Source organism: Streptomyces sp. 3214.6, from assembly GCF_900129855.1.
GTDB classification, from domain to species: Bacteria; Actinomycetota; Actinomycetes; order Streptomycetales; family Streptomycetaceae; genus Streptomyces; species Streptomyces soliscabiei.
Map to the genome: position 1 here is coordinate 8,497,276 of NZ_LT670819.1, position 21,549 is coordinate 8,518,824.

Sequence of the window (21,549 nt, forward strand, 5' to 3'; positions counted from 1 at the left end):
GCCGTGAGATTCGAGGGCTTGTTCTCGCTCGTCTCACGGGGTGGGTGACGAATCGGGAGTCGCTGCCGAATCGTGGCGAATTTGCGGAGCAAACGTGAAGTGTGTCACTGCATGAGTTCCACGGGTTTGTGGACCTTGGGGGCTATGTCCAGTTGTGAGTCTCTGGTTAGTGGGGCGGGAGCGGTCGTATGTTGCGACCTGGCCGTGTGAGCGAATACATCCGGTCATAGTCCAACGCGGTTTCGTGGGGGAGCAGTTCATATGAATACATACGGGGGGAGACGCCGGCTGCGCGCAGCCGGCGTGGTGCTCTCCGCTGCCATCGTGCTGGCGGCGAGTGCATCCGGCGGCGCCCTGGCGGCGACCGGTGAGAGAGCGGCCGACACGCCGGCCGCGAAGTCCGTCGAGTCTGCAAAGTCCGCCGGCACCGCCGCGGCCGACGGGTCGGCCACGGCCGCCGGAGCCGACGGAGCGGGCGGGGGCGAGGACGCCAAGGCGTTGGCGAAGGCCGCGCGCACGGGCAAGCCCGTGGAGATCACCTCGATGCGGGGTGAGAGCAGTGAGGTGTACGCCCTGCCCGAGGGGCATCTGGAGGCGCGGGAGCATCTGCGTCCGGTGCGCACCCGGGTGGACGGCGCATGGCGCACCATCGACACCACCCTGACCCGCGGCGCGGACGGAACGGTGGCGCCCGGGGCCACGACGGTCGGTCTGACGTTCTCGGGCGGCGGTTCCGAGCCGTTGGTGCGGATGACGAAGAACGGCCGTGAACTGGCGCTGTCCTGGCCGAAGAAGCTGCCCGTCCCGGAGCTGAACGGGAACACCGTCACCTATCCGGAGGTGTTGCCCGGCGTCGATCTGCGGATGACGGCGCAGCAGGACGGCTTCACCCAGCTCCTTGTCGTCAAGTCGGCCGAGGCCGCGGCGAGCGCTGAACTGAGCAAGCTGCGGCTGAAGTTGGACGCCGACGGCATGCGGGTGAAGGAGACCTCGGACGGCGGTCTGACGGCGATCGACCAGGGCGCCGGAAGCGCGGTCTTCGAGGCCCCGCGCCCCGTGATGTGGGACTCCAGCACCAAGGCCCCCGGCGCCGCGTCGAAGTCCACGCCCAAGGCCACCACCGAAAGTCCCTCCAACTCCACCTCCAACTCCACCTCCACCTCAAAAACCGCTTCCAAAATCGCCGGCAAGGCAGCCGCGGAAACCCCCACGGCAACCGCTTCCGAAACGGCCCCCGCCGCCGGGCGCGGGCCGAATGCCCCCGAGGCCGTCGCCGCGGAGTCCGGGAACGTCGCGGCGGTCGGCGTGGACGTCCCCGCCGCGCAGGACGCGCTGGTGCTGACGCCGGACAGCGGTGTTCTCAAGGGCGAGAACACGGTGTACCCCGTGTTCATCGATCCCCAGTGGTACTCCCCGAAGGCCTCGGCGTGGACGATGGCCTCCAAGTACTGGGCGTCGTCGCCGCAGTGGAAGTTCAACGGCGACCCGGACGCGGGCCTCGGCTACTGCAACTGGTCGTACTGCGCGCCGTACGACACCAAGCGGCTCTTCTACCGCATCCCGACCTCGAAGTTCGCCGGCCGGACCGTGCTGCAGGCGGAGTTCGTGGTCCGCAACACATGGTCGGCGTCGTGCGCGGACCGGGGCGTGGAGCTGTGGCGCACCAAGGACATCTCCTCGTCGACGACGTGGAACTCGCAGAACGCGTCCGGCTTCTGGATCGACCACCTCAAGACCGAGTCCTTCGCCTACGGCTACACCGGCTGCGCGGCGAAGGACGCGGAGTTCGACGTGAAGTCCGCGGTGCAGCAGGCCGCGGACAAGAAGTGGTCGACGATGACCTTCGGCATGAAGGCGTCCAGCGAGTCCGACGGATACGCCTGGAAGCGGTTCTCCGACGACGCCTATCTGCGCGTGCAGTACAACCGGGCGCCGCCGCAGATCAAGATGTCCCAGCTGACCATGGAGTACGGCGGCTCCTGCAAGAAGCCCTCCAGTGCCGCGCGGGTGCGCAGCCTGGGCAAGATCTACGCCAACGACGTCACCGACCCCGACGGCGACTCCGTCTCCGTGGAGTTCCGTGCGAGCTGGGACACCGGTGACGGCAAGGGCGTCGTCACCCGCTGGAAGTCCGGACTGACGACGGCGAAGAAGTCCGGCTCGGACTTCGTGATCGGCCTGCCGTCCTCCATTCCCCCCGACAAGACGGTGAGCTGGTACGTCCACTCCTACGACGGCGCCCAGTACTCGCCGTGGTCGTACACCGGTGACCCGACCGCCTGCTACTTCGTGTACGACAAGAGCGTGCCGAAGGCGCCGACCATCTCGTCCGCCATCTACCCGGCCTCGAACCCCGACGACCCCGACGACCCCTGGTACGACGGGGTGGGCCAGTACGGCGACTTCGTGATCACCGGCGCCGTCTCCGACGTGACGAAGTACTGGTTCGGCCTCAACGGCGACCCGGTCTCCGCCAACACGGTCGCCACCTCGGGCGGAGCCGCGAAGACCGTGCCCGTGCTGCCGCTCAAGCCGGGCCTCAACACCTTCACCGCGCGGTCCTTCGACGCCGCGGGCAACGGCTCCGAGATCCGCACCTATCAGTTCCGGGTCAAGTCGGGGCAGCTGGAGCGCGCCGACTGGTCGATGGACGAGGCGGCCGGCGCCACCCAGGCGGCGGGCAGCGCACCCGAGCAGAGCGCGACCCTGTACAACGGTCCGACGCCGAACGTGGAGGGCAAGTTCGGCAAGGCCGTGCAGTTCGACGGCGTCGACGACTACGCCGCCACCGACATCGCCACCATCAACACCGACGTCAGCTTCTCGGTGTCCGCGTGGGTGAAGCTGTCCGCGATGCCGTCCGGTGCGGCGGTCGTCGCCTCCCAGCGCGGCAACAACGCGCCGGGCTTCGAGCTGTACTACTCCAAGGGCTACGACCGCTGGGTGTTCAACCAGTACAGCGCCGACAGCACCAGCGGCACGCCCGTCCGCGCCATGCAGGCCGCCGCCGGTGGGGTCAAGGCGGGGGAGTGGACGCATCTGGTCGGCGAGTATGCCGCCGGCGAGAAGCTCCTGAAGCTGTACGTCAACGGCGCGCTGGCCGGAACCACGGCCTACAGCACACCGTGGAACGCGCGGCGCGGCATGGTCATCGGCGGCAGCTTCCTGGGCGGCACGCAGGCCTCGCCCTTCCCCGGCGCCATCGACGAGGTGAAGACCTTCGAGAAGCCGCTGTCGGCGGGCGAGGTATCGAGCCTCTACAGCTCGAACACGATCGGCTCCGGCCGCCCGGCCCGTGCCGTCTTCCACATGGACGACGCCGCCGACGCGACCGCGCTGAGCGGCCGGGCCGACGTGAACCCGGCGGTCCTCAAGGGCGGCGCCACCACGGGCTCGGCCGGCGTGGACGGCAACGCGCTGACCCTGGACGGGACCGACGACTACGCGGTCACCGCCGGCCCGCACATCAACACCTCGTACAGCTTCGCCGTCTCCGCCTGGGTGAAGCTGCCGAAGACCAAACCGACGCACGCCGCGACCGTCGCCACACAGATCGGCGACACGGTGACGGGTCCGGAGCTGTACTACTCCAGCTCCTACGACCGCTGGGTGTTCAACCAGCACAGCGCCGACACCGCCGACTCCACGGTGGTGCGGGCCATGCAGCCCGACGGCGTCACCGCGTACGGCGGTGAGTGGACGCACCTGGTCGGCGTGCAGGACACGGAGGCCGACAAGCTCTCCCTGTACGTCAACGGGACCCTCGCCGGCACCACCGCCCTGCCCACGACCTGGTACGCCGGAGGCGCGATGCAGTTCGGCGCCAGCGCGTTCCAGGGCGCGGCCACCTCGTTCTTCCCCGGCCAGATCGACGACGTGCGGCTGTTCGACCGGCCGGTGTCGGCCGGTGAGGTGCAGCAACTGTTCAAGCAGCGCGCGGTGGTCAAGGGCCGCTGGAAGTTCGAGACGGCCACCGGCGCCCCGCTGACCTCGCCGGACGCCTCGTCCTCCGGCAACGCCATGACCCTCTACAACGGTGCCCAAACGGGCTCGGGCTGGGTCGACGGCGCCGTCGCCCTGGACGGCACGGACGACTACGCCGCGGCCTCCGTGGTTCCGGTCGACACCAGCGCCAGCTTCACCGTGAGCGCCTACGTCCAGGCGGCCGCCACTCCGACGGGTCCGGTCACGGTCATGAGTGCTCCGGGTGCCAAGAAGAGCGCGTTCGCGGTGCGGTACGAGCCCAGTGCCACCCCGGCCACGGATCCGGGCCGCTGGCGGATCGCCACGGCCGACTCCGACAGTGACTCGGCCGCCGTCTCCGACATCGGCAACGGCATGTTCTACAGCCCCACCGACTGGAACCACCTGGCACTGGTCTACGACGGCTTCTCCAAGGAGGTCCGCCTCTACGTCAACGGCGAGCTCCAGGAGACCGCCTGCGCCGACGCCGACGACGACGGGGTGCAGGACGACGCGAGCTGCACCGACACCGTCTCGTGGTCCGACGACGTCCTGACCTACAAGGCCGCCAAGACCCTGCAGCTGGGCCGGGACACCACCGGGACCACGTCCGGTCAGTACTTCCCCGGCTCGCTCTCCGACGTGTGGGTCTTCCAGGGCGCGCTGACCGAGACCCAGATCGATCACCTCGCCGTCGGCATGCCGGGCGTGGACACCGCCGTCCCCAGCGGCGACTGATCGGCTCACCCGCCGGAACGGGCCGGCCGCCGCGCGCGGACCGGCCCGTTCCCGGGCCAACTGCTTCGCTCCGCCGTGCACGGCGTCCCGCTGTCCGCGGAGCACTCAACGGGAGGAACACGGAACGGCATGAAGACCAGATCACGTAACCGAACGGGCAGGCCGTGGCGCCGTATGGCGATGGCCACGGCCGCCGTGCTGACCGCGACCCTGCTCCAGGCGTCGGGTGTGCCCGCCGTCGCCCAGGGCTGGGTTAAGCCCGCGCTGCCGCAGGCCGAGTCGCCGGTCGCCGGCGGCCCGGCCGGCAAGGCGAAACCCCGCAAGGTGACCAAGGGGCCTCGCACGCCCGCCGAGGCGCCGGCCACCGGCTGGCCGAAGGCGAGCGCGGCGGCCGTGACGCTGCGGCAGCAGGCGACCCGGGTCAAGGGGCTGCCGCTCACCCTGGACACCAAGGTCGACCGGTCCAAGGACGCGGCCACCGGCACCTACACCGTCGGCACGCTGTCCCGCGCGGCGGCAGCCAGGACGGGTGTCGACGGGCCGGTCTTCACCCTGACTCCCCGCCAGGGCGGCACGCAGCGCGCCGGCACGGTGCGCGCCGCGCTGGACTACTCCTCGTTCGCCGGCCTGTACGGTGGCGGCTACGCGGACCGGCTGACCCTGGTCCGGCTGCCCGCCTGCGCGCTGACGACTCCGCAGAAGGCACAGTGCCGTACGGTCCAGCCGGTGCCGACCGTCAACGACACCGAGAAGCAGACGCTGACCACGAAGGCGGTCGCCCTCAGCGCGAGCACGGCGACGGTCCTGGCGGCGGCCACGTCCACCGGCAGCGACCGGGGCGACTACAAGGCCACCCCCCTGTCCGCCTCCTCGACCTGGAACACGGATCAGAGCACCGGCTCGTTCGCCTGGGCCTACGACATGGCGGTGCCGCAGGTGCCCGGCGGGCTGGCCCCGAAGGTCGGTCTGTCGTACTCCTCCGGCGGCATCGACGGCCGTACGGGAAACACCAACAACCAGGCGTCGTGGGTCGGTGACGGCTTCGACCTGTCGCCGGGCTTCATCGAGCGCAGCTACAAGGGGTGCGCGGACGACGGCGTCACCAACGCCGACGGCAACAAGCCGGGCGACCTGTGCTGGGCGTACGACAACGCCACGCTGTCGCTGAACGGTTCCGGCGGTGAGCTGGTGCCGAACGGGACCAACTCCTTCAAGCTGCAGAACGACAACGGCACGAAGATCGACCGGATCTACGGCTCGTCGTCCGACGTGCGCTCCAACGGCGCCCGCAACGACGAGTACTGGCGCGTCACCACACCGGACGGAACCCAGTATTTCTTCGGCTACAACCGGCTGCCGGGCTGGGCGAGCGGCAACGAGACCACGGACTCGGCGTGGACGGTGCCGGTCTTCGGCAACAACTCCGGTGAGCCGTGCAACGCCTCGACGTTCGCGGACTCCTGGTGCCAGCAGGGCTGGCGCTGGAACCTGGACTACGTCGTGGACCCGCACGGCAACGCCGTCGCCTACTACTACGACAAGGAGAGCAATTCCTACGGCCGCAACCTCAAGGCGGCCGACGACACCCCGTACGTCCGCGGCGGCACCGTGGACCGCATCGAGTACGGCCTGAAGTCCACGGCCATGTACTCGGCGAAGCCGCTGGCCAAGGTGAACTTCACCAACAGCGAGCGGTGCATCCCCGACAGCTCGACCACCTGCTCGTCCATCTCCACGGACTCCCAGTACTGGTACGACACCCCGTGGGACCTGAACTGCACGGCGGGCACCGACTGCGACAACGGCCGGTTCTCCCCGGCGTTCTTCACCCGCAAGCGTCTGACGAGCGTCACCACCCAGGTCCTGGTGTCCGGCGCCTACAGCAACGTCGACGGCTGGAAGCTCGCCCACCGGTGGGGCATGGCCGACACCGATTACCAGCTGCTGCTGGACTCCGTCCAGCACACCGGCTACGACGGCACCGCCTCGATCACCCTGCCGAAGGTCACCTTCGCCTACACCCAGCTCGCCAACCGGCTCGACAAGATCGGCGACGGCTACGCGCCGTACATCAAGTCCCGGCTGTCCTCCGTCGCGGACGAGTCCGGCGGTCAGATCGACGTCGGCTACTCGGCGCCGGTCTGTGACGCCGCCTCGCTGCCCACCCCGGAGACCAACACCACCCGGTGCTTCCCGCAGTACATCGGCGGCAGTGCGACCGACGACCCGGACCGGCAGTGGTTCAACAAGTACGTGGTGGACACGGTCACTTCGACGGACCGCACGGGCGGCGCCCCCGACCAGGTCACGATGTACGACTACCTGGACGGCGCGGCCTGGCACTACGACGATGACGACGGCATGACCAAGGAGAAGTCCAAGACCTGGTCGCAGTGGCGCGGTTACGGCCACGTCCGGGTGCGCACCGGCGGTCAGGGCGGCGCGTCGGCGATGAAGACGCAGAGCGACTCCTACTTCCTGCGCGGCATGGACGGCGACCGCAAGACGACCTCCGGCGGCACCAAGAGCGTCTCGGTCACCCTCGACTCGGGTGAGGGCGACCCGATCACCGACCACGAGTCGCAGGCGGGTTACGCGTACAAGACCGTCACCTACTCCGGTCCCGGCGGCAAGGTGCTGTCCAAGACGGTGAACCGTCCCTGGTACAAGGAGACCGCGAAGAAGGTCCGCACCTGGGGCACCGTCACCGCCAACCTCACCGGCAACGCTTCCAGCAAGTCGTGGACCTCGCTGGACGACGGCGCCGGCGCCAAGTGGCAGACGACCGCGACGTCCGACACCCATGACGCCACGACGGGCCTGGTGACCCAGACCGAGGATCTGGGCGACACGACGACCGCGGCCGACGACCAGTGCACGCGCACCACCTACGTCGCCGGCAGCGTTCCCGTGCAGGCCCCCGCCCGGGTCGAGACGGTCGCCAAGGCGTGCGACGCCGCCACCAGCCGCCCGGCCGACGTCATGTCCGACGTCCGCACCGCCTATGACGGCGGGGCGTACGGCGCCGCGGCGACGAAGGGCGACGCCACCAGGACCGCGAAGCTGAAGACGTACAGCGGCTCCAGCGCGGTCTATCTGGAGTCCACCTCCACCTACGACGGCTACGGAAGGGCGCTGACGACCACCGACCTGACCGCCGACGTGACGGTCACCTCGGCGGGCGCGCTCACCCGGTCCGCCCGCACCGACGGCCGGACCACCACCACCGCCTACAACCCGACCACCGGATTCCCGACGAGCAGCTCGGTGACGACCCCGCCCGCCACACCGGGGGACAGCACCACCGCGCAGACGTCGACCACCGCCTACGACACGCTGCGCGGCCAGCCGCTCACGGAGACCGACACCAACGGCAAGGCCGTCACCTACGCGTACGACGCGCTGGGCCGCACCGCCAAGGTGTGGCAGACGGACCGGACCACGAGCCAGACCCCCAGCTACGAGTTCAGTTACACCATCACCGACGGCAAGCCGGTCGTGGTGGCCACCAAGACCATCGGCAACTCGGGTGCGCAGGACACCACGTACACCTTCTACGACGGCTTCCTGCGAGCCCGGCAGACCCAGGCCCCCGGTCCGAACGGCGGAACCCTGCTGGCGGACACCTTCTACGACGAACGCGGCCTGACCGCAAAGGAGTTCGCTCCCTACTACGCCACCGCGGCGCCGTCCACGACGCTCTTCAAGCCCGAGGACGCGCTGGGCGTGGAGACCCAGAACCGTTACACCTACGACGGTCTGGGCCGGGTGACCGAGTCGCGGCAGATCGCCGGCAACGGCGACGGCGGAGCGGTCCTCGGCATCACAAAGACGATCTACGGCGGCGACCGCACCACGGTCATCCCGCCGGTCGGCGGCACCGCGCAGACCACCGTCACCGACGCCCGCGGCCGCACCAGCGAAGTGCGCCTGCTGCACGCCCGCGCCGCCGAGGCCGCCTACGACACCACGTCGTACGGCTACTCGCCGCGCGGTGAGCTTACGCGGGTCACCGACCCGGCGGGCAACGCCTGGACATGGACGTACGACCTGATGGGCCGGCTCACCGACACCACGGACCCCGACAAGGGCGCCGGCCACAACGAGTACGACGACCGCTCCCAGATGACCAGCACCAAGGACGCCCACGGCAGCGTCCTCGCCTACGGCTACGACGGTCTGGGCCGCAAGACCGAGGTGCGCGACACCTCCTCGACCGGCACTCTGCGCGCCAAGTGGGTCTACGACACCGTCAGCGGCGCCAAGGGCCACCTCGCGTCCAGCTCGCGATACAGCGGCGGCCAGGAGTACAAGACCAGCGTCGTCGCCTACGACCGGCAGTACCGGCCGCTGCGCACCTCGATGACCATCCCCTCGACCGAGGGCGCGCTGGCCGGCACCTACCTGTCGTCGACCAGCTACAACGCCTCGGGCACGATCCAGGGCATCGGCTACCCCAAGGCCGGTGACCTCGCCGCCAACACCGTCGCCTACACCTACGAGGACGGCACCTTGCGGCCGGTCGGGATCAGCGGCCCGCAGAACCTGACCGGGAGCTCCACCTACAGCCTCACCGGCAAGCCGCTGCAGTACTCGCTGGCCGCGAACGGCGGCAAGACGACGTACGAGACCAACACCTACGAGTGGGGCACCCAGCGGCTGGCGACCTCGCGCGTCGACCGTCAGGACGTCGCGGGCGTCGACCAGTACAACACCTACAAGTACGACGAGGCGGGCAACGTCCTGTCCGTCTCGGACACCTCCCGCTCCGGCACCGACAACCAGTGCTTCGCCTATGACTACTTCGGCCGGGTGACGGAGGCCTGGGCGCAGTCGACCACCGGCTGCGTCGCCACTCCCACCACCGACACGGTGGGCGGCCCGGCGCCGTACTGGACCTCCTACACCTACGACAAGGTCGGCAACCGGCTCACCGAGACCCGGCACGCCACCACGACCGGCGCCTCGGACACCAAGCGGAGCTACCACTACCCGGACCCGGGTGCGGTCCGTCCGCACGCACTGGGCTCCGTGGACGAGGTCACCGGCACGGTCAAGTCCACCGACAACTTCACCTACGACGACGACGGCAACACCCACACCCGGCTGCTGGGCAACGGCACCTCGCAGACCCTGGACTGGGACGCCGAGGGCCACCTCGCCAAGGTCACCCAGCCGGTGGAGGGCGGCAGCGACAAGGTCACCGAGTACCTCTACGACGCCGACGGCACCCGGCTGATCGGCCGCACCCCGACCGAGACGACGCTCTACCTGGGCGCCACGGAGATCACCCTGCCGAAGGGCGCGACCGCCGCCAAGGGCACCCGCTACATCGACGTGGGCGGCGGCCACCAGGCCGTCCAGGCCAACGACGGATCCATCTCCTTCACGCTGGCCGACCACCACGGCACGGCCCAGCTGTCCGTCAACGCCACCTCCCAGGCACTGACCCAGCGCCGCACCCTGCCGTTCGGCGGGTCGCGCGGCACCGCGCCGAACACCTGGACCGGCACCAAGGGCTTCATCGGCGGGACCGCCGACACCGCCACGGGCCTCACCCACCTCGGCGCCCGCGAGTACGACCCCGCCACGGGTCGGTTCCTGTCGGTCGACCCGGTCTTCACGGCCGACGACCCGCAGCAGATGAACGGCTACTCCTACGCCAACAACAACCCGCTGACGTTCTCCGACCCGGCGGGCACGGAGATCGGCTCCCGGCCCAACTCCTGCCAGTACGACATCAAGTACTGCAGCAAGCACGAGCAGCAGGAAGTCGGCTACGACCCGAAGACGGGCACGTCCGACTACCACCGCGGCAACATCTACAAGCGCGCCCACGCGGCGAAGAAGCACTGGGTGGCGACGAACACCCCCGTCACGAACGACATCGACAAGCTCCAGAACTACTGGGCCAGCATGATGGACGGGGAGTTCACCGACAACTTCTGGTCCAACCCCGTCTACGAGTCGTCCACGGCGGGCTCGGCCTGCTACGGGCGTGAGGGATGCCGTCAGGCCTACCTCTACGTGCTGCACGAGGGCGACCACGCCGACGTCAAGAAGGCCAAGGAGATCGCGGCCACCTACTGCGTCTACCACGCCAGCCAGTGCTCGGACGAGGCCAAGGAGGTGGCGCGGGGCAAGGTCATCGAGGAGATCACCAGCGAGGTGTTCCTGGCCTATCTCGGCGGGGCGCAGGGAATCGAGGAAGACGGGACGCCCTGCAACAGCTTCGCCCCCGGCACCGGGGTCCTGCTGGCCGACGGCACCACCAAGCCCATCGAGGAGATCAGACCCGGCGACAAGGTTCGCACCACCGATCCGAAGACCGGCCGCACCACGACCAAGACGGTCACCGCCGAGATCACCGGCAAGGGCCTGAAGCAGCTGGTCAGGCTCACCCTGTCCGTCGACGGCGAGAAGCGGACGGTCTCCCTGACCGCGACCGACGGCCACCCCTTCTGGGTGCCGGAACTGGGCCAGTGGATCGACGCCACCCACCTCATCCCGGGCGAGTGGCTGCTCGCTTCCACCGGGGCCACGGTCCGGGTGACGGCGGTCGACCGCTGGACCGCCCCGGCCACCGTGCACAACCTCACCGTCGCCGACGTCCACGCGTACTATGTGCTCGCCGGGACCACGCCGGTGCTCGTGCACAACTGCCCCAAGAGGGTGGCACGGGGCGCCAACGCCGTTCCGGAGACCCCGAACATCGTTCACGAGGGGGTCGCGGACATCAAGGTCAACGGACGCCCGCAGCGGGTGGACGAGAACGGCGACCTCGACTTCTTCACGGTGCGGCCGACCACGCCGCAGCGGATCGCCCGGAAGTGGGGTGGAGCCAAGATCTACGACATCCCCAACGGCGGCAACAGCTACCGGGTGCTGATCAACGGTCACGGTGACATCGGCTGGATCAGGAACCACGACTACACCAAGATCTACCCCTACACACCTCGGTCGTAAGAAGTCCTGAGGGAATCCGCCGCGACATCGCGGCGCCGTCCGGCCGCCGGGGAGGCAGAAGTCTCCCCGGCGGCCGGGTTCATGTCGTCCCGAGGAGCCTTGGGACGCACGGGTGAGAAAGGTTGCCCCTGTGGAAGAAGCAGAGTTCGCGGCGTCGCTGTTGGACGCGGGCCTGCAGTGGTGCGCGGCGGAAGCCGGCGGCGGCGCCCTGCCCGTCGCGGCCGCCTGGCTCGCCACCAGCTGCCGTCGGGAGGACGGACGGCGTGACGAGACCGTGCGCAGGGACGATCCGCAGTTGATCGAGAAGGCGAACGACGGGTGGTTCCGGCTGGCCCGCGACCACGGGTTCCTGGGAGAGGACCGGGAGTTCCTGCTGGGAGTGAACCACGCCGACGACGAGTCGGTGCCGATCCTGCGCTGGGCGAGAGTCCGGCTCCTTCAGGAGTGGGACATCATGGGGGCCGGCGCCGCGACCGGAATCCTGGGATCGGCGGCCGGATTCCCCGAGTTCGCCATGCTCTCGCTCGACGGCAACGTCATCCTGCGAGGCACCGTCTGGCAGGAATCCATCGGCTCCCTGCTGGTTCCCGACCCGCATCGAGTGAAGATCATCCGTGACTACGTCGAGCGGCGCTCCGCCAATCCCCGCACTCCCGCGGCGGAGCGTGCCGAAGGCGACGCCTGGCTCAGAACGCATCCCCCGGAGCACTGACGGCATACGCGATGCCCCGCCGGACGATTCCGGCGGGGCATCGCGCATGACGGCTACCGGGGACGACGGCCCCGGCCCCCGGCGGCGCGGCGGGGCAGCGGCCGTGGGCGGGTCTTCGCGGCCGGGGGCTCCTCTGCGGGCCGGGACTTCGCCGACTCGTCCTGCCACGCCTCGTAGTCCGTGAAGGCGTCACCGGAGTCCTGGCCGCCGAATCCGGCCAGGGCGTCCGCGTGCCGGGACTGCGGGACGCTCTTGACCAGGGCCAGGGTGAGCGTGTCGGAGTCGGGCATGGCGTCCGGCGATCGCTGGGCGACCGTCTCGGGCAGCATGACGAGGGACGTCGTGCCCGACCGCTCGCCCGAGGGGCGCAACTGGACGCGGATGCCGTGCCGTTCGGCGAGTCGGCCGACCACGAACAGGCCCATGTGCTGGGAGATGTCGACGTCGACGGTCGGCGGGTTGGCCAGCTTGTGGTTCAGCGTCGCGAAATCGTCCGCCTCCAGCCCGATGCCCTCGTCGTGGATCTCGACCATGATCCGTCCGTCGGGCAGCCGCACCGCGGTCACTCGCACTTCCGAGCGCGGGGAGGAGAACGCGGTGGCGTTCTCCAGCAGTTCGGCGAGCAGATGGACGAGGTCGGTCACGGCGCGGCCGTGGATGTGGGCCTCGGGGATGCCGGAGAAGCGGATGCGCTCGTACTGCTCCACCTCCGACGAGGCCGCGCGGATCACGTCGACCAGCGGAAGCGGCTGGTCCCACTGCTGGGCGGGCTTCTCACCGCCGAGCACCAGGAGGTTCTCGCCGTTGCGGCGCATACGGGTCGCGAGGTGGTCCAGGCGGAAGAGGTTCTCCAGCAGCTCCGGGTCGGCCTCGTTGTCCTCCAGGCTGGTGATCAGCGCCAGTTGACGTTCGATCAGGGACTGGCTGCGGCGCGAGAGATTGGTGAAGATCGCGCTGATGTTGCCCCGCAGCAGGGCCTGTTCCGCGGCGAGCCGGACGGCCTCGCGGTGGACGTGGTCGAAGGCCCGGGCGACCTCGCCGATCTCGTCGGTGGTGTGGATCGGGATCGGGGTGACCCGGGTGTCCACCTGGCCGGGATCGTTCTGCGACATCTGGTCGATCATCGTCGGCAGCCGCTGCCCGGCGATCTCGATGGCGGAGGCGCTGAGCCGGCGCATGCCGGTGCTCATCGTGCGGGCCACCCAGGCGGCGAGCAGGAAGGCGACGAGCACCGCGGCGAGGACGAGCGCGGCGTTCATGATGGCGTCGCGGCGCGCGTCGTCGGCGATGTCCTGGGCGCTCGCGAGCGCGGTGTCGGTGAGGTTCACCTGGATGCCCCGGTAGGCGTCGAAGCCGAGTGTGGACGCGGCGAAGAACGACTCGGGTGTGATGCCCTGCGCGGCGAGTTCCGCGGCCGGCTTCCCGGTGGAGATCTCGGTGATCATCTCGTCGATGCCGGGCGGGGCGACGAACGTCCGGCCCGCCGCCTTGGCCTGGGCGGTCTGTTCCTTGCCGCGCGCCTCCGCGTCGGCCAGCGCCTTCTGCAGGCGTGCCATGTCCCCGGTGGTGCCGGCGCCCGCGTACTCCTGGAGCCCGACCTGTTCGAGGTAGGCGTACGAGCGGAAGGAGGCGAGCTGCGCCTGGAGCTCGCCCCGGGCGAGGCCGCCGCGGTCCTCCACCAGCAGATGGGTGCCGATGGACCGGATCAGGGACTCGGCCGCCTGGGTCAGGGACACGGCGTAGAGCGTGCGCCCGTAGCTCGCCTGGTTGCTGCTGCCGAAGCCCAGCTCGTTGGAGATCTCCATCAGGGGGTGCTGGACGGTGTGGTAGCTCTCCTCCGTCTGCACCCCGGTCATCCGGGAGGTGAAGGCGGCCGCCCGCACGGTGTCGAGGTGCTTCTCGCCCTCGCGCACCAGCTGTACGCGCCGCAGGAGTCCGGCGGTCTTCGGCATACGGTCGACCGCGGCGCTGAACGCCTTGGCGTCCGCGTCGGTGATCTTCCGGGCCTGCACGACCACGTCCGATGTCTTTTTGTCCTTGACGAGCGGGATGACCGACACATCGCGCTCATTGATCGCGTCGCTGGCATATTTGTTTGCCGCTTGAACCAGTTCGGCCACGCGGACCGCGTCGTCGGCGTCCTGCCAGGTGTCGACCGAACGTTTCACCCGCACGCCCCCGAGGACGAGGGCGACGAGCACCGGAATCAGCAGAACGGCCCGAAGCCTTCTGCCCACTGGCCAGTTGCGGGTGAGGGATTTTCTCCGTCCCTCCGCCGCAGGTGAGTTGTTCGGCAAGGTCGTCCAATCGCTGCTGGAACGTCTCGCGCGTGACGCGCCGGTACCCCTCACTACGACGCGTCGGCGGGGCCGCGTTCAAAAGTGGTGCAACTTTAACCAAAGTTATCGGTCTCGGCGGTCACTTCAGTGCACTTGGGTCATACCGAGTCACAGAAAACCGACGAGTACCGCCTCAGGCCCGTCCATGGGCCTCCTGGGAGCGTCGCGACAGGGAGTCGATGATCACCGCGGCGAACAGCACCCCGCCCGTGATCACGAACTGGACGGCCGGGGGAGTGTCCGTGATCGCCATGCCGGAGGCGATCGACTGGATGACCAGCATGCCCAGCACCGCCGACCAGGTGGTACCGCGCCCGCCGAACAGACTGGTGCCGCCGATCACGGCCGCCGCGATGGCGTTGACCAGCAGCACCCCGGAGCCCGAGCTCTGGCTCACCGAGGTGATGCGGGAGGCCAGGAACAGGCCGCCGATCGCGGCCATCGTGCCCGAGGCCGCGAGCACCGCGGTCTGCACCCCCGTCACGCTGAGGCTGGCACGACGGGCCGCCTCGATGCTGCCGCCGAGGGCGTAGACCTGCCGCCCGTAGTGCGTACGGCGGAGCATGACGTCGAGGCCGGCCACCACCACGAGGAAGATCAGCAGGGCGAGCGGCAGGCCCTGGAACCGGTTCAGCAGATAGGCGACGGCGAACGCGACCACCGCGAGCCCCGCGGTGCGCACCACGATCGCGCGCAGCGAGCGGTGCGGCATGCCGACGGCCCTGCGCCGCCGCCGGTCGCGGTCCAGGGCGAGGAAGACCGCGCCCGCGGCGAGCGCCGCCAGCCCGTAGGCGACCGCGTCATCGGTGAAGTAGTAACTGGTCAGCTTGGCGACCAGCCCGTTCTCGTCGAGGTTGACGGTGCCGCTCTCGCCGAGGATGGCGAGCATCAGGCCGTTCCAGGTGAGCAGCCCGGCGAGTGTGACCACGAACGCCGGCACCCGCGTCCGGGCGATGGAATAGCCCTGCACGGTTCCCGCGACGGTGCCCGCGAGCACCGCGACGACGAGCGCGAGCCACTCCGGCACCCCGTGGTTGACGTTCAGCACTGCGAAGACGGCCGCCGCCAGGCCGCTGATCGAGCCCACGGACAGATCGAGCTCGCCGAGCAGCAGCACGAAGACGATGCCGACCGCGATCAACCCCGTCCCGACGATGTCCACGCTGAGGTTGGACAGGTTGCGGGGCGAGAGGAAGTTCTCGTTGAGGGACTGGAAGGTGATCCACACGACGGCCAGGACGAGTACGACGGGCAGGGACCCCAGCTCGCCCGCGCCCAGCTTGTGCCGGAAGAACGTGACCCCGCTCCCCAGGGCACGGCCGACGGCCCGCACGCGGGTCACCACCCCGTCTCCCGGGCGGCCGGCCGGCGGGGCACATTCTCCGTGGCGCCGGTGATGGACGAGATGATCTGCTCGTGCGACGCGGTGTGCACGTCGAAGAAGCCGTTGTTGCGGCCCAGACGCAGCACCGCGGCCCGGTCCGCGAGGGCCTTCACGTCGCCCATGTTGTGACTGATGAGCAGCACGCCCAGCCCGCGGTCGCGCAACTGGTCGATCAGGTCCAGGATCTCGGTGGTCTGCTCGATGCCCAGCGCGGCGGTGGGTTCGTCCAGGAGGAGCACCCGCGGTCCGGCGAGGAGCGAGCGGGCGATGGCGACCGTCTGCCGCTGGCCGCTGGAGAGGGAGACGACGGGGCCGCGCAGATCGGGCAGTCGACCGGTCAGGCGTTCCAGCAGCTCTCTGGTGCGGCGCTCCATCTCGACCTCGTCGAGGAACCCGAACCTGCGGAGCTCCCGGCCGAGGAACAGGTTCCCGACGACGTCGAGGTTCCCGCACAGCGCCAGGTCCTGGTAGACGGTGGCGATGCCGAGGTCACGGGCGTCGTGCGGGCGTCTGATGTGGACCGGCCGGCCCTTCCACTCGATGACGCCCTTCTCGGCGGGGGCGACCCCGGAGATCACTTTGACCAGAGTGGACTTGCCGGCCCCGTTGTCCCCGAGGAGGGCGACGACCTGCCCGGAGTGGATCTCCAGCTCGATGTCCGTGAGGACCTCGACGACCCCGAAGCGCTTGCACACGCCCCGCAGCGCCAGCAGGGGGGGATCCGGCACGGAAACCAACTCCTTCTCGGGGGGCGTCGGGGCGATGCGGCGTCCGGTCGGCGCGGCCTCAGGTCAGTCCGGCCTTCGCGCAGGCGGCCCGCAGCTGCGGGGTGCAGATCTGCGCGACCGTGTGCAGGCCGTCCTTCACCACTGTGTCCCGGATGTTGCCGGCGGTCACCGACAGGGGGGTGAGCAGGACGGCGGCGACCGCGTTCCCGCCGCGCGTCGGCACCTGGCCCGTGGCCACCTTGTCCAGGCTCTGCCCGCGGGCCGCGGCCACCGCCATGGCCCCGCCGGCGGCCGCCTCGGGCTTGAACGGCTTGAAGACGGTCATGTACTGGTCGCCCGCGACGATGCGCTGCAGGGCCGGGAGCTCGGCGTCCTGCCCGGTGACCGGGGGCAGCGGGTTCACCTTGTTGGCCTTGAGGGCGGCGATGCTCCCGCCGGCGAGGCCGTCGTTGGCCGCGTAGACGCCGTCGACGGAGCCGGCGCCGAGGGCCGCGAGGGCCCCGGACATGTTCATGTGCGCGGTCTCGGCCCGCCACTGGGGGGTGTCGTAGGCCTTGCCGATCTTCACCTTGCCGCCGAGCACGGACAGCGCGCCCTCCTTGAACGCCTTGGCGTTAGGGTCGCTGGGGTCGCCGTTCATCATGACGATCTCGGCGCCGGGCACCTTGTCGCCCATCGCCTTCAGCAGCGCCCGGCCCTGGAGCCGGCCGACCTCCACGCCGTCGAACGAGACGTACCCCGAGATCGGTCCCTGGGCGAGCCGGTCGTAGGCGATGACGGGGATGCCCGCCTCGTGGGCCTTGGTGACGGAGGCGCCGAGCGAACGGGCGTCCACGGCCACCAGCACGATCGCGTCGACGTTCCTGGTGATCATCGACTCCATCTGTTCCTGCTGGAGGGCCACGTCGCCCTTGGCGTTGGCGTGCTCGACCGCGCAGGTGTCGCACAGTTGCCTGATCCTCTTCTCCAGCAGGGGCCGGTCCTGCGTTTCCCACCGTGCCGTGGTGGCGTCCGGCAGAAGCAGACCGATGCGCGGTCCGTTCTCCCCGACGGGGGCGTCCCCCCCGCCCGCCCCGCAGGCTGCCAGCACGATCGCGGCGGACACCGCGGTCACGGCGGCGACCGTGTCCCGAATGCAGGCCTTCATCGGTGATACCTGCCGTAGACGACAATAAGGTGGAAATGTGGTGGTTATGTTCGATTGATCCGTATATGCGATTCTGGTGGGTGGGTGCCCCGATCTCAACCTGTCGGCACCTGCGGCAGGACGGGAGGTACGTTGCGGACATGCCTCGATCGGGCCCTGACCTTCGCCGGAGCGACACTGGCCGCGGTCTACGCGCCCGACGCCGGCAACCAGGAGCTTCGGTTGGTGGACGCGTCCGGAGGAACCTCTTCCGGTTCGGGGCCGCCGGAGCATCTCCCCCTGTCCGGTGACTCGCCCCCGGCACGCGCCCTCCGCGTCGGCCGACCGCTCTGGCTCACCGCCGAGCCCCCGCTCGCCGCGCTGCCCCTCGGCCCCGAGGGCGCACCCCAGGGCTGCCTCCTCGTCATGGGAACCTCGGAGGACGGCTTCCAGACCGAGCAACGCCGGTTCCTGGAACGCTACGCCGAGGCCGTCGCGGCCCTCCTCCCACCCGGCGCCGACCCGCCCCGGCCGGCCCAACTGCTCGGGCCCGCCTTGCGCAGCCTGCGCGTCGGCTCCTTCGTGCTCTTCCCGGACACCGGCCTGATCGACGCCGACGACACCCTGCTCGAACTCGTCGGCATCACCCCGGACGACTTCGACGGCAAGGCCGACACCCTGCTCGCCCACGCCCTCCCGGAGGACATGCACGCCCTGATGTCGGTCCTGGAGCCGTCCGCCGAGGACTTCGGCCGACGGGACCTGGAGTTCCGGGTCCGCGGCCCCACCGGCGAGATGCGCTGGCTGAGCCTGAGCTGCCGGGTGCAGGCCCCCACCGACGGCCGGCCGGAACAGGTCCTCGGCGTGGTCACGGCGACCCCGGTCCTGCGCCGCGGCTCCGACGACGTCGCCCGGATCCAGTGGCTGACCGCCGCCCTCGACGACGCCGCGACCGTCCGGGACGTCGGCCGCGTCGTGGTATCCGCCCTGCGCGAGCCGCTGGCCGCCGACCGGGTGGCCCTCGCCGCGCTCCAGGACGACCGGCTCATGGTCAGCGTCCTCGACCCGCCCCAGCCCACCGCCTGGCCCGAGGTGTGGCGGACCGACTGGCGCACCGATTGGCCCGACGCCCCGCTGCGTGCCCTGCCCACCCTGCAGGCCGCCCTGCGGGACGGCCGGATGGACCTCTGGCCGGCCGGCGCCGACCTCGAACCCGGCCTGGCCGGCATCGGCACCGGCGGCCTCGCCGTCCTGCCGCTGCCCGCCAAGGACCGGGTCGCCGGCGTCTGCCTGGTCGGCTGGGACCGCCCGCACGAGTTCGTCCCCGAGGAACGCTCCCTGCTCACCGCGACCGCCGCCCTCGTCGGCCAGGCCCTCAAACGCGCCCACGCGCACGACGCCGAGCAGGAACTCGCCACGATGCTCCAGCGCAGCCTGCTGCCCCGGCGCCTGCCCGAACTGCCCGGCGGGACCGCCGTAGCCCGCTATCTGCCCGCCCGGCGAGGCCTCCAGGTCGGCGGCGACTGGTACGACGTCATCGCCCTCTCCGAGGACCGGGTCGCCCTGGTCATCGGAGACGTCCAGGGACACAGCGCCGGAGCCGCGACGATCATGGGCCAGATGCGCACGGCGGTCCGCGCCTACGCCATGGAGGGCCACCCGCCCGACGTGGTCGTCTCCCACGCCAACCGGCTCCTCGTCGCCATGGAGACCGACCTGTTCGCCACCTGCTGCTACGCCGAACTGGACATGGAGGAGGGCAACATCCTGTTCGTCCGGGCCGGCCACCTCTCCCCCCTGCTGCGCCTGCCCGACGGCTCCACCGAAGAGGTCGAGGTCGAGGGCGGGCCCCCACTGGGCATCCTCGCGGAAGCGGAGTTCCCCATGACAGCCGTCGAACTAGCCCCTGGCGCCGTCCTCGCCCTGGTCACCGACGGCCTCGTCGAGGCCTCCGACCTGCCCCTGGACGAGGGCATGCACCGCACGCGCCTCGCACTGGCCGCGGCGGACCCCGAAGACCCCGGCCGGATGGCCGACGCACTCCTCGGCGACGTCGGCCGCCGTGAGGACGACGTGGCGCTGCTGCTCCTGCGCTACGACGGCATGAAGACCCGCCCGATCCGGGCCGGTTGGATGGTGTGGCGACTGCCCGACGCCGTCATGCACGCCCGCCGCTTCACCGCGCGCACCCTGCGCCGCTGGCAGGTCCAGGAAGCGGGCGACGCCGTCCTGCTCGTCGTCTCCGAACTCGTCACCAACGCCCTCGTGCACACCCAGGGCCCGGTCCGCCTCGACCTGGTGCTGCGCGGCGACCTGGTGCGCGTCGGCGTCAGCGACGCCTCGCCGCGCGCCCCCGCCAAACCGGTCATCGTCGACTGGGAGTCCACCGGCGGTCGGGGCCTGATGCTGGTCGAGGCGATGTCGGAGTCCTTCGGCTCGGTCCCCGTGGCCGGCGGCAAACAGGTGTGGAGCGAGATCGCCGTACCAGGGGGTGCGCCATGAGGATCCCACGCCGATGCCTCGTCGCCGTGGTCGCCGCGGCACTGGTGACGATGCCCCTGGCCGCCTGCGGAGGCGAGCACCGGGCGGGCGGCGAAGGCTTCACCGTCGGCCTGCTGCTCCCGAGCCGCACCGTCCCCCGCTGGGAACACTCGGACCGGCCGCTGATCGAGGCGCACGTGAAGAAGCTGTGCCCCACGTGCACGATGGAGTACGCCAACGCCGAGGACGACGTGACCCGCCAGCGCGGGCAGCTGGTCTCCATGGTCACCAAGGGGGCCAAGGTCCTGATCCTCGACGCCGCCGACACCCGGGCGATGCGTTCCTCGATCGAGGAGGCGCGCCGGGCGGGCGTCCCGGTCGTCGCCTACGACCGCCTCGCCGAGGGGCCGATCGCCGGCTACGTCGGCTTCGACGCCCTCCAGGTCGGCCGCCTCCAGGGCGAGGCACTCCTGACCGCGCTGACGAAGGGCACCGGACGCACCCACGTCGTCATGGTCAACGGCGACCCGACCAGCCCCAACGCGGCCTCGTACCGCAAAGGCGCGCTGTCCGTCCTCACCGGCAAGGCGACGGTTCTGCGGTCCTACGACACCCAGGGCTGGAGCACGCAGAACGCCCACGCCAACATGTCCGCCGCCATCGCGGCCCTCGGCCCGGACCGCATCGACGGCGTCCTCGCGGCCAACGACTCCATCGCCGCGGGCGTCGTCGCCGCCCTCAAGAGCGCCGGCGTCACGAAGTTCCCGCCCGTCACCGGACAGGACGCCGACCTCGACGCCGTGCGGCGCATCGTCAAGGGCGAGCAGTACATGACGGTGTACAAGCCGTTCGGGAAGGAGGCAGCCGCCGTCGCCGCCATGGCCGTCGCCGTCGGCCGCGGCGAGGACCCCCGCGACAGCGCCACGACCACCACCGACAGCCCGACCACCGAGAACATCCCGTCGGTCCTGCTCACCCCGACCGCGGTCACCGCCCCCGACATCGGCCCGGTCCTCGTCGGGGACGGCGTGTACAACGTCGGCCAGATCTGCACCCGTGACCTGCGGGCCGCCTGCGACCGGGCCGGCCTCACCCCGTGAGCAGCGGGACCT

General features: G+C 70.4%; 9 protein-coding genes. 5 read left to right on the top strand and 4 right to left on the bottom strand.

Annotated features, from left to right (window positions below; genetic code table 11):
- The first annotated feature begins 261 nt into the window (after window positions 1–261).
- From B5557_RS38470 to B5557_RS38480, 3 genes are all read left to right on the top strand, one after another.
- On the top strand, window positions 262–4,701 hold the full coding sequence (locus tag B5557_RS38470) for a LamG-like jellyroll fold domain-containing protein (protein ID WP_079663817.1): 4,440 nt from the start codon (window positions 262–264) through the stop codon (window positions 4,699–4,701).
- A 180-nt stretch (window positions 4,702–4,881) separates the two neighbouring features.
- A complete protein-coding gene (locus B5557_RS38475) occupies window positions 4,882–11,667 on the top strand; it encodes a polymorphic toxin-type HINT domain-containing protein (protein WP_231976141.1) in 6,786 nt (2,261 codons plus the stop codon).
- 130 nt (window positions 11,668–11,797) lie between these two features.
- Window positions 11,798–12,379: a hypothetical protein gene (locus B5557_RS38480; RefSeq protein WP_079663819.1), complete on the top strand. Its 582-nt coding sequence runs from the start codon at window positions 11,798–11,800 to the stop codon at window positions 12,377–12,379.
- A gap of 53 nt (window positions 12,380–12,432) precedes the next feature.
- Here B5557_RS38480 and B5557_RS38485 read toward each other — a convergent pair whose 3' ends face one another.
- The 4 genes from B5557_RS38485 to B5557_RS38500 form a co-directional block, all read right to left on the bottom strand.
- Complete coding sequence (locus B5557_RS38485; RefSeq protein WP_079663820.1) at window positions 12,433–14,616, bottom strand: sensor histidine kinase; 2,184 nt, start codon at window positions 14,614–14,616, stop codon at window positions 12,433–12,435.
- A 235-nt stretch (window positions 14,617–14,851) separates the two neighbouring features.
- Entirely contained in the window at window positions 14,852–16,063 is a 1,212-nt protein-coding gene (locus tag B5557_RS38490) for an ABC transporter permease subunit (protein ID WP_079663821.1), read from the bottom strand.
- Window positions 16,057–16,839: a sugar ABC transporter ATP-binding protein gene (locus tag B5557_RS38495; RefSeq protein WP_079663822.1), complete on the bottom strand. Its 783-nt coding sequence runs from the start codon at window positions 16,837–16,839 to the stop codon at window positions 16,057–16,059. The genes B5557_RS38490 and B5557_RS38495 overlap by 7 nt, the downstream gene beginning before the upstream one ends.
- A 49-nt stretch (window positions 16,840–16,888) precedes the next feature.
- Window positions 16,889–17,977: a sugar ABC transporter substrate-binding protein gene (locus B5557_RS38500; protein WP_079663823.1), complete on the bottom strand. Its 1,089-nt coding sequence runs from the start codon at window positions 17,975–17,977 to the stop codon at window positions 16,889–16,891.
- 132 nt (window positions 17,978–18,109) lie between these two features.
- Here B5557_RS38500 and B5557_RS38505 point away from each other — a divergent pair, with 132 nt between their 5' ends.
- Together B5557_RS38505 and B5557_RS38510 are read left to right on the top strand one after the other, a co-directional pair.
- A complete protein-coding gene (locus tag B5557_RS38505) occupies window positions 18,110–20,458 on the top strand; it encodes a SpoIIE family protein phosphatase (RefSeq protein WP_079663824.1) in 2,349 nt (782 codons plus the stop codon).
- Complete coding sequence (locus B5557_RS38510; RefSeq protein ID WP_079663825.1) at window positions 20,455–21,537, top strand: substrate-binding domain-containing protein; 1,083 nt, start codon at window positions 20,455–20,457, stop codon at window positions 21,535–21,537. The genes B5557_RS38505 and B5557_RS38510 overlap by 4 nt, the downstream gene beginning before the upstream one ends.
- The last annotated feature ends 12 nt before the right edge of the window (window positions 21,538–21,549 follow it).

Bases quoted from the DNA above. Each gene is read 5' to 3' on its own strand.
- B5557_RS38470 (WP_079663817.1), top strand. From the start codon at position 262: ATGAATACATACGGGGGGAGACGCCGGCTGCGCGCAGCCGGCGTGGTG.
- B5557_RS38475 (WP_231976141.1), top strand. From the start codon at position 4,882: ATGGCCACGGCCGCCGTGCTGACCGCGACCCTGCTCCAGGCGTCGGGT.
- B5557_RS38500 (WP_079663823.1), bottom strand. From the start codon at position 17,977: ATGAAGGCCTGCATTCGGGACACGGTCGCCGCCGTGACCGCGGTGTCC.
- B5557_RS38510 (WP_079663825.1), top strand. From the start codon at position 20,455: ATGAGGATCCCACGCCGATGCCTCGTCGCCGTGGTCGCCGCGGCACTG.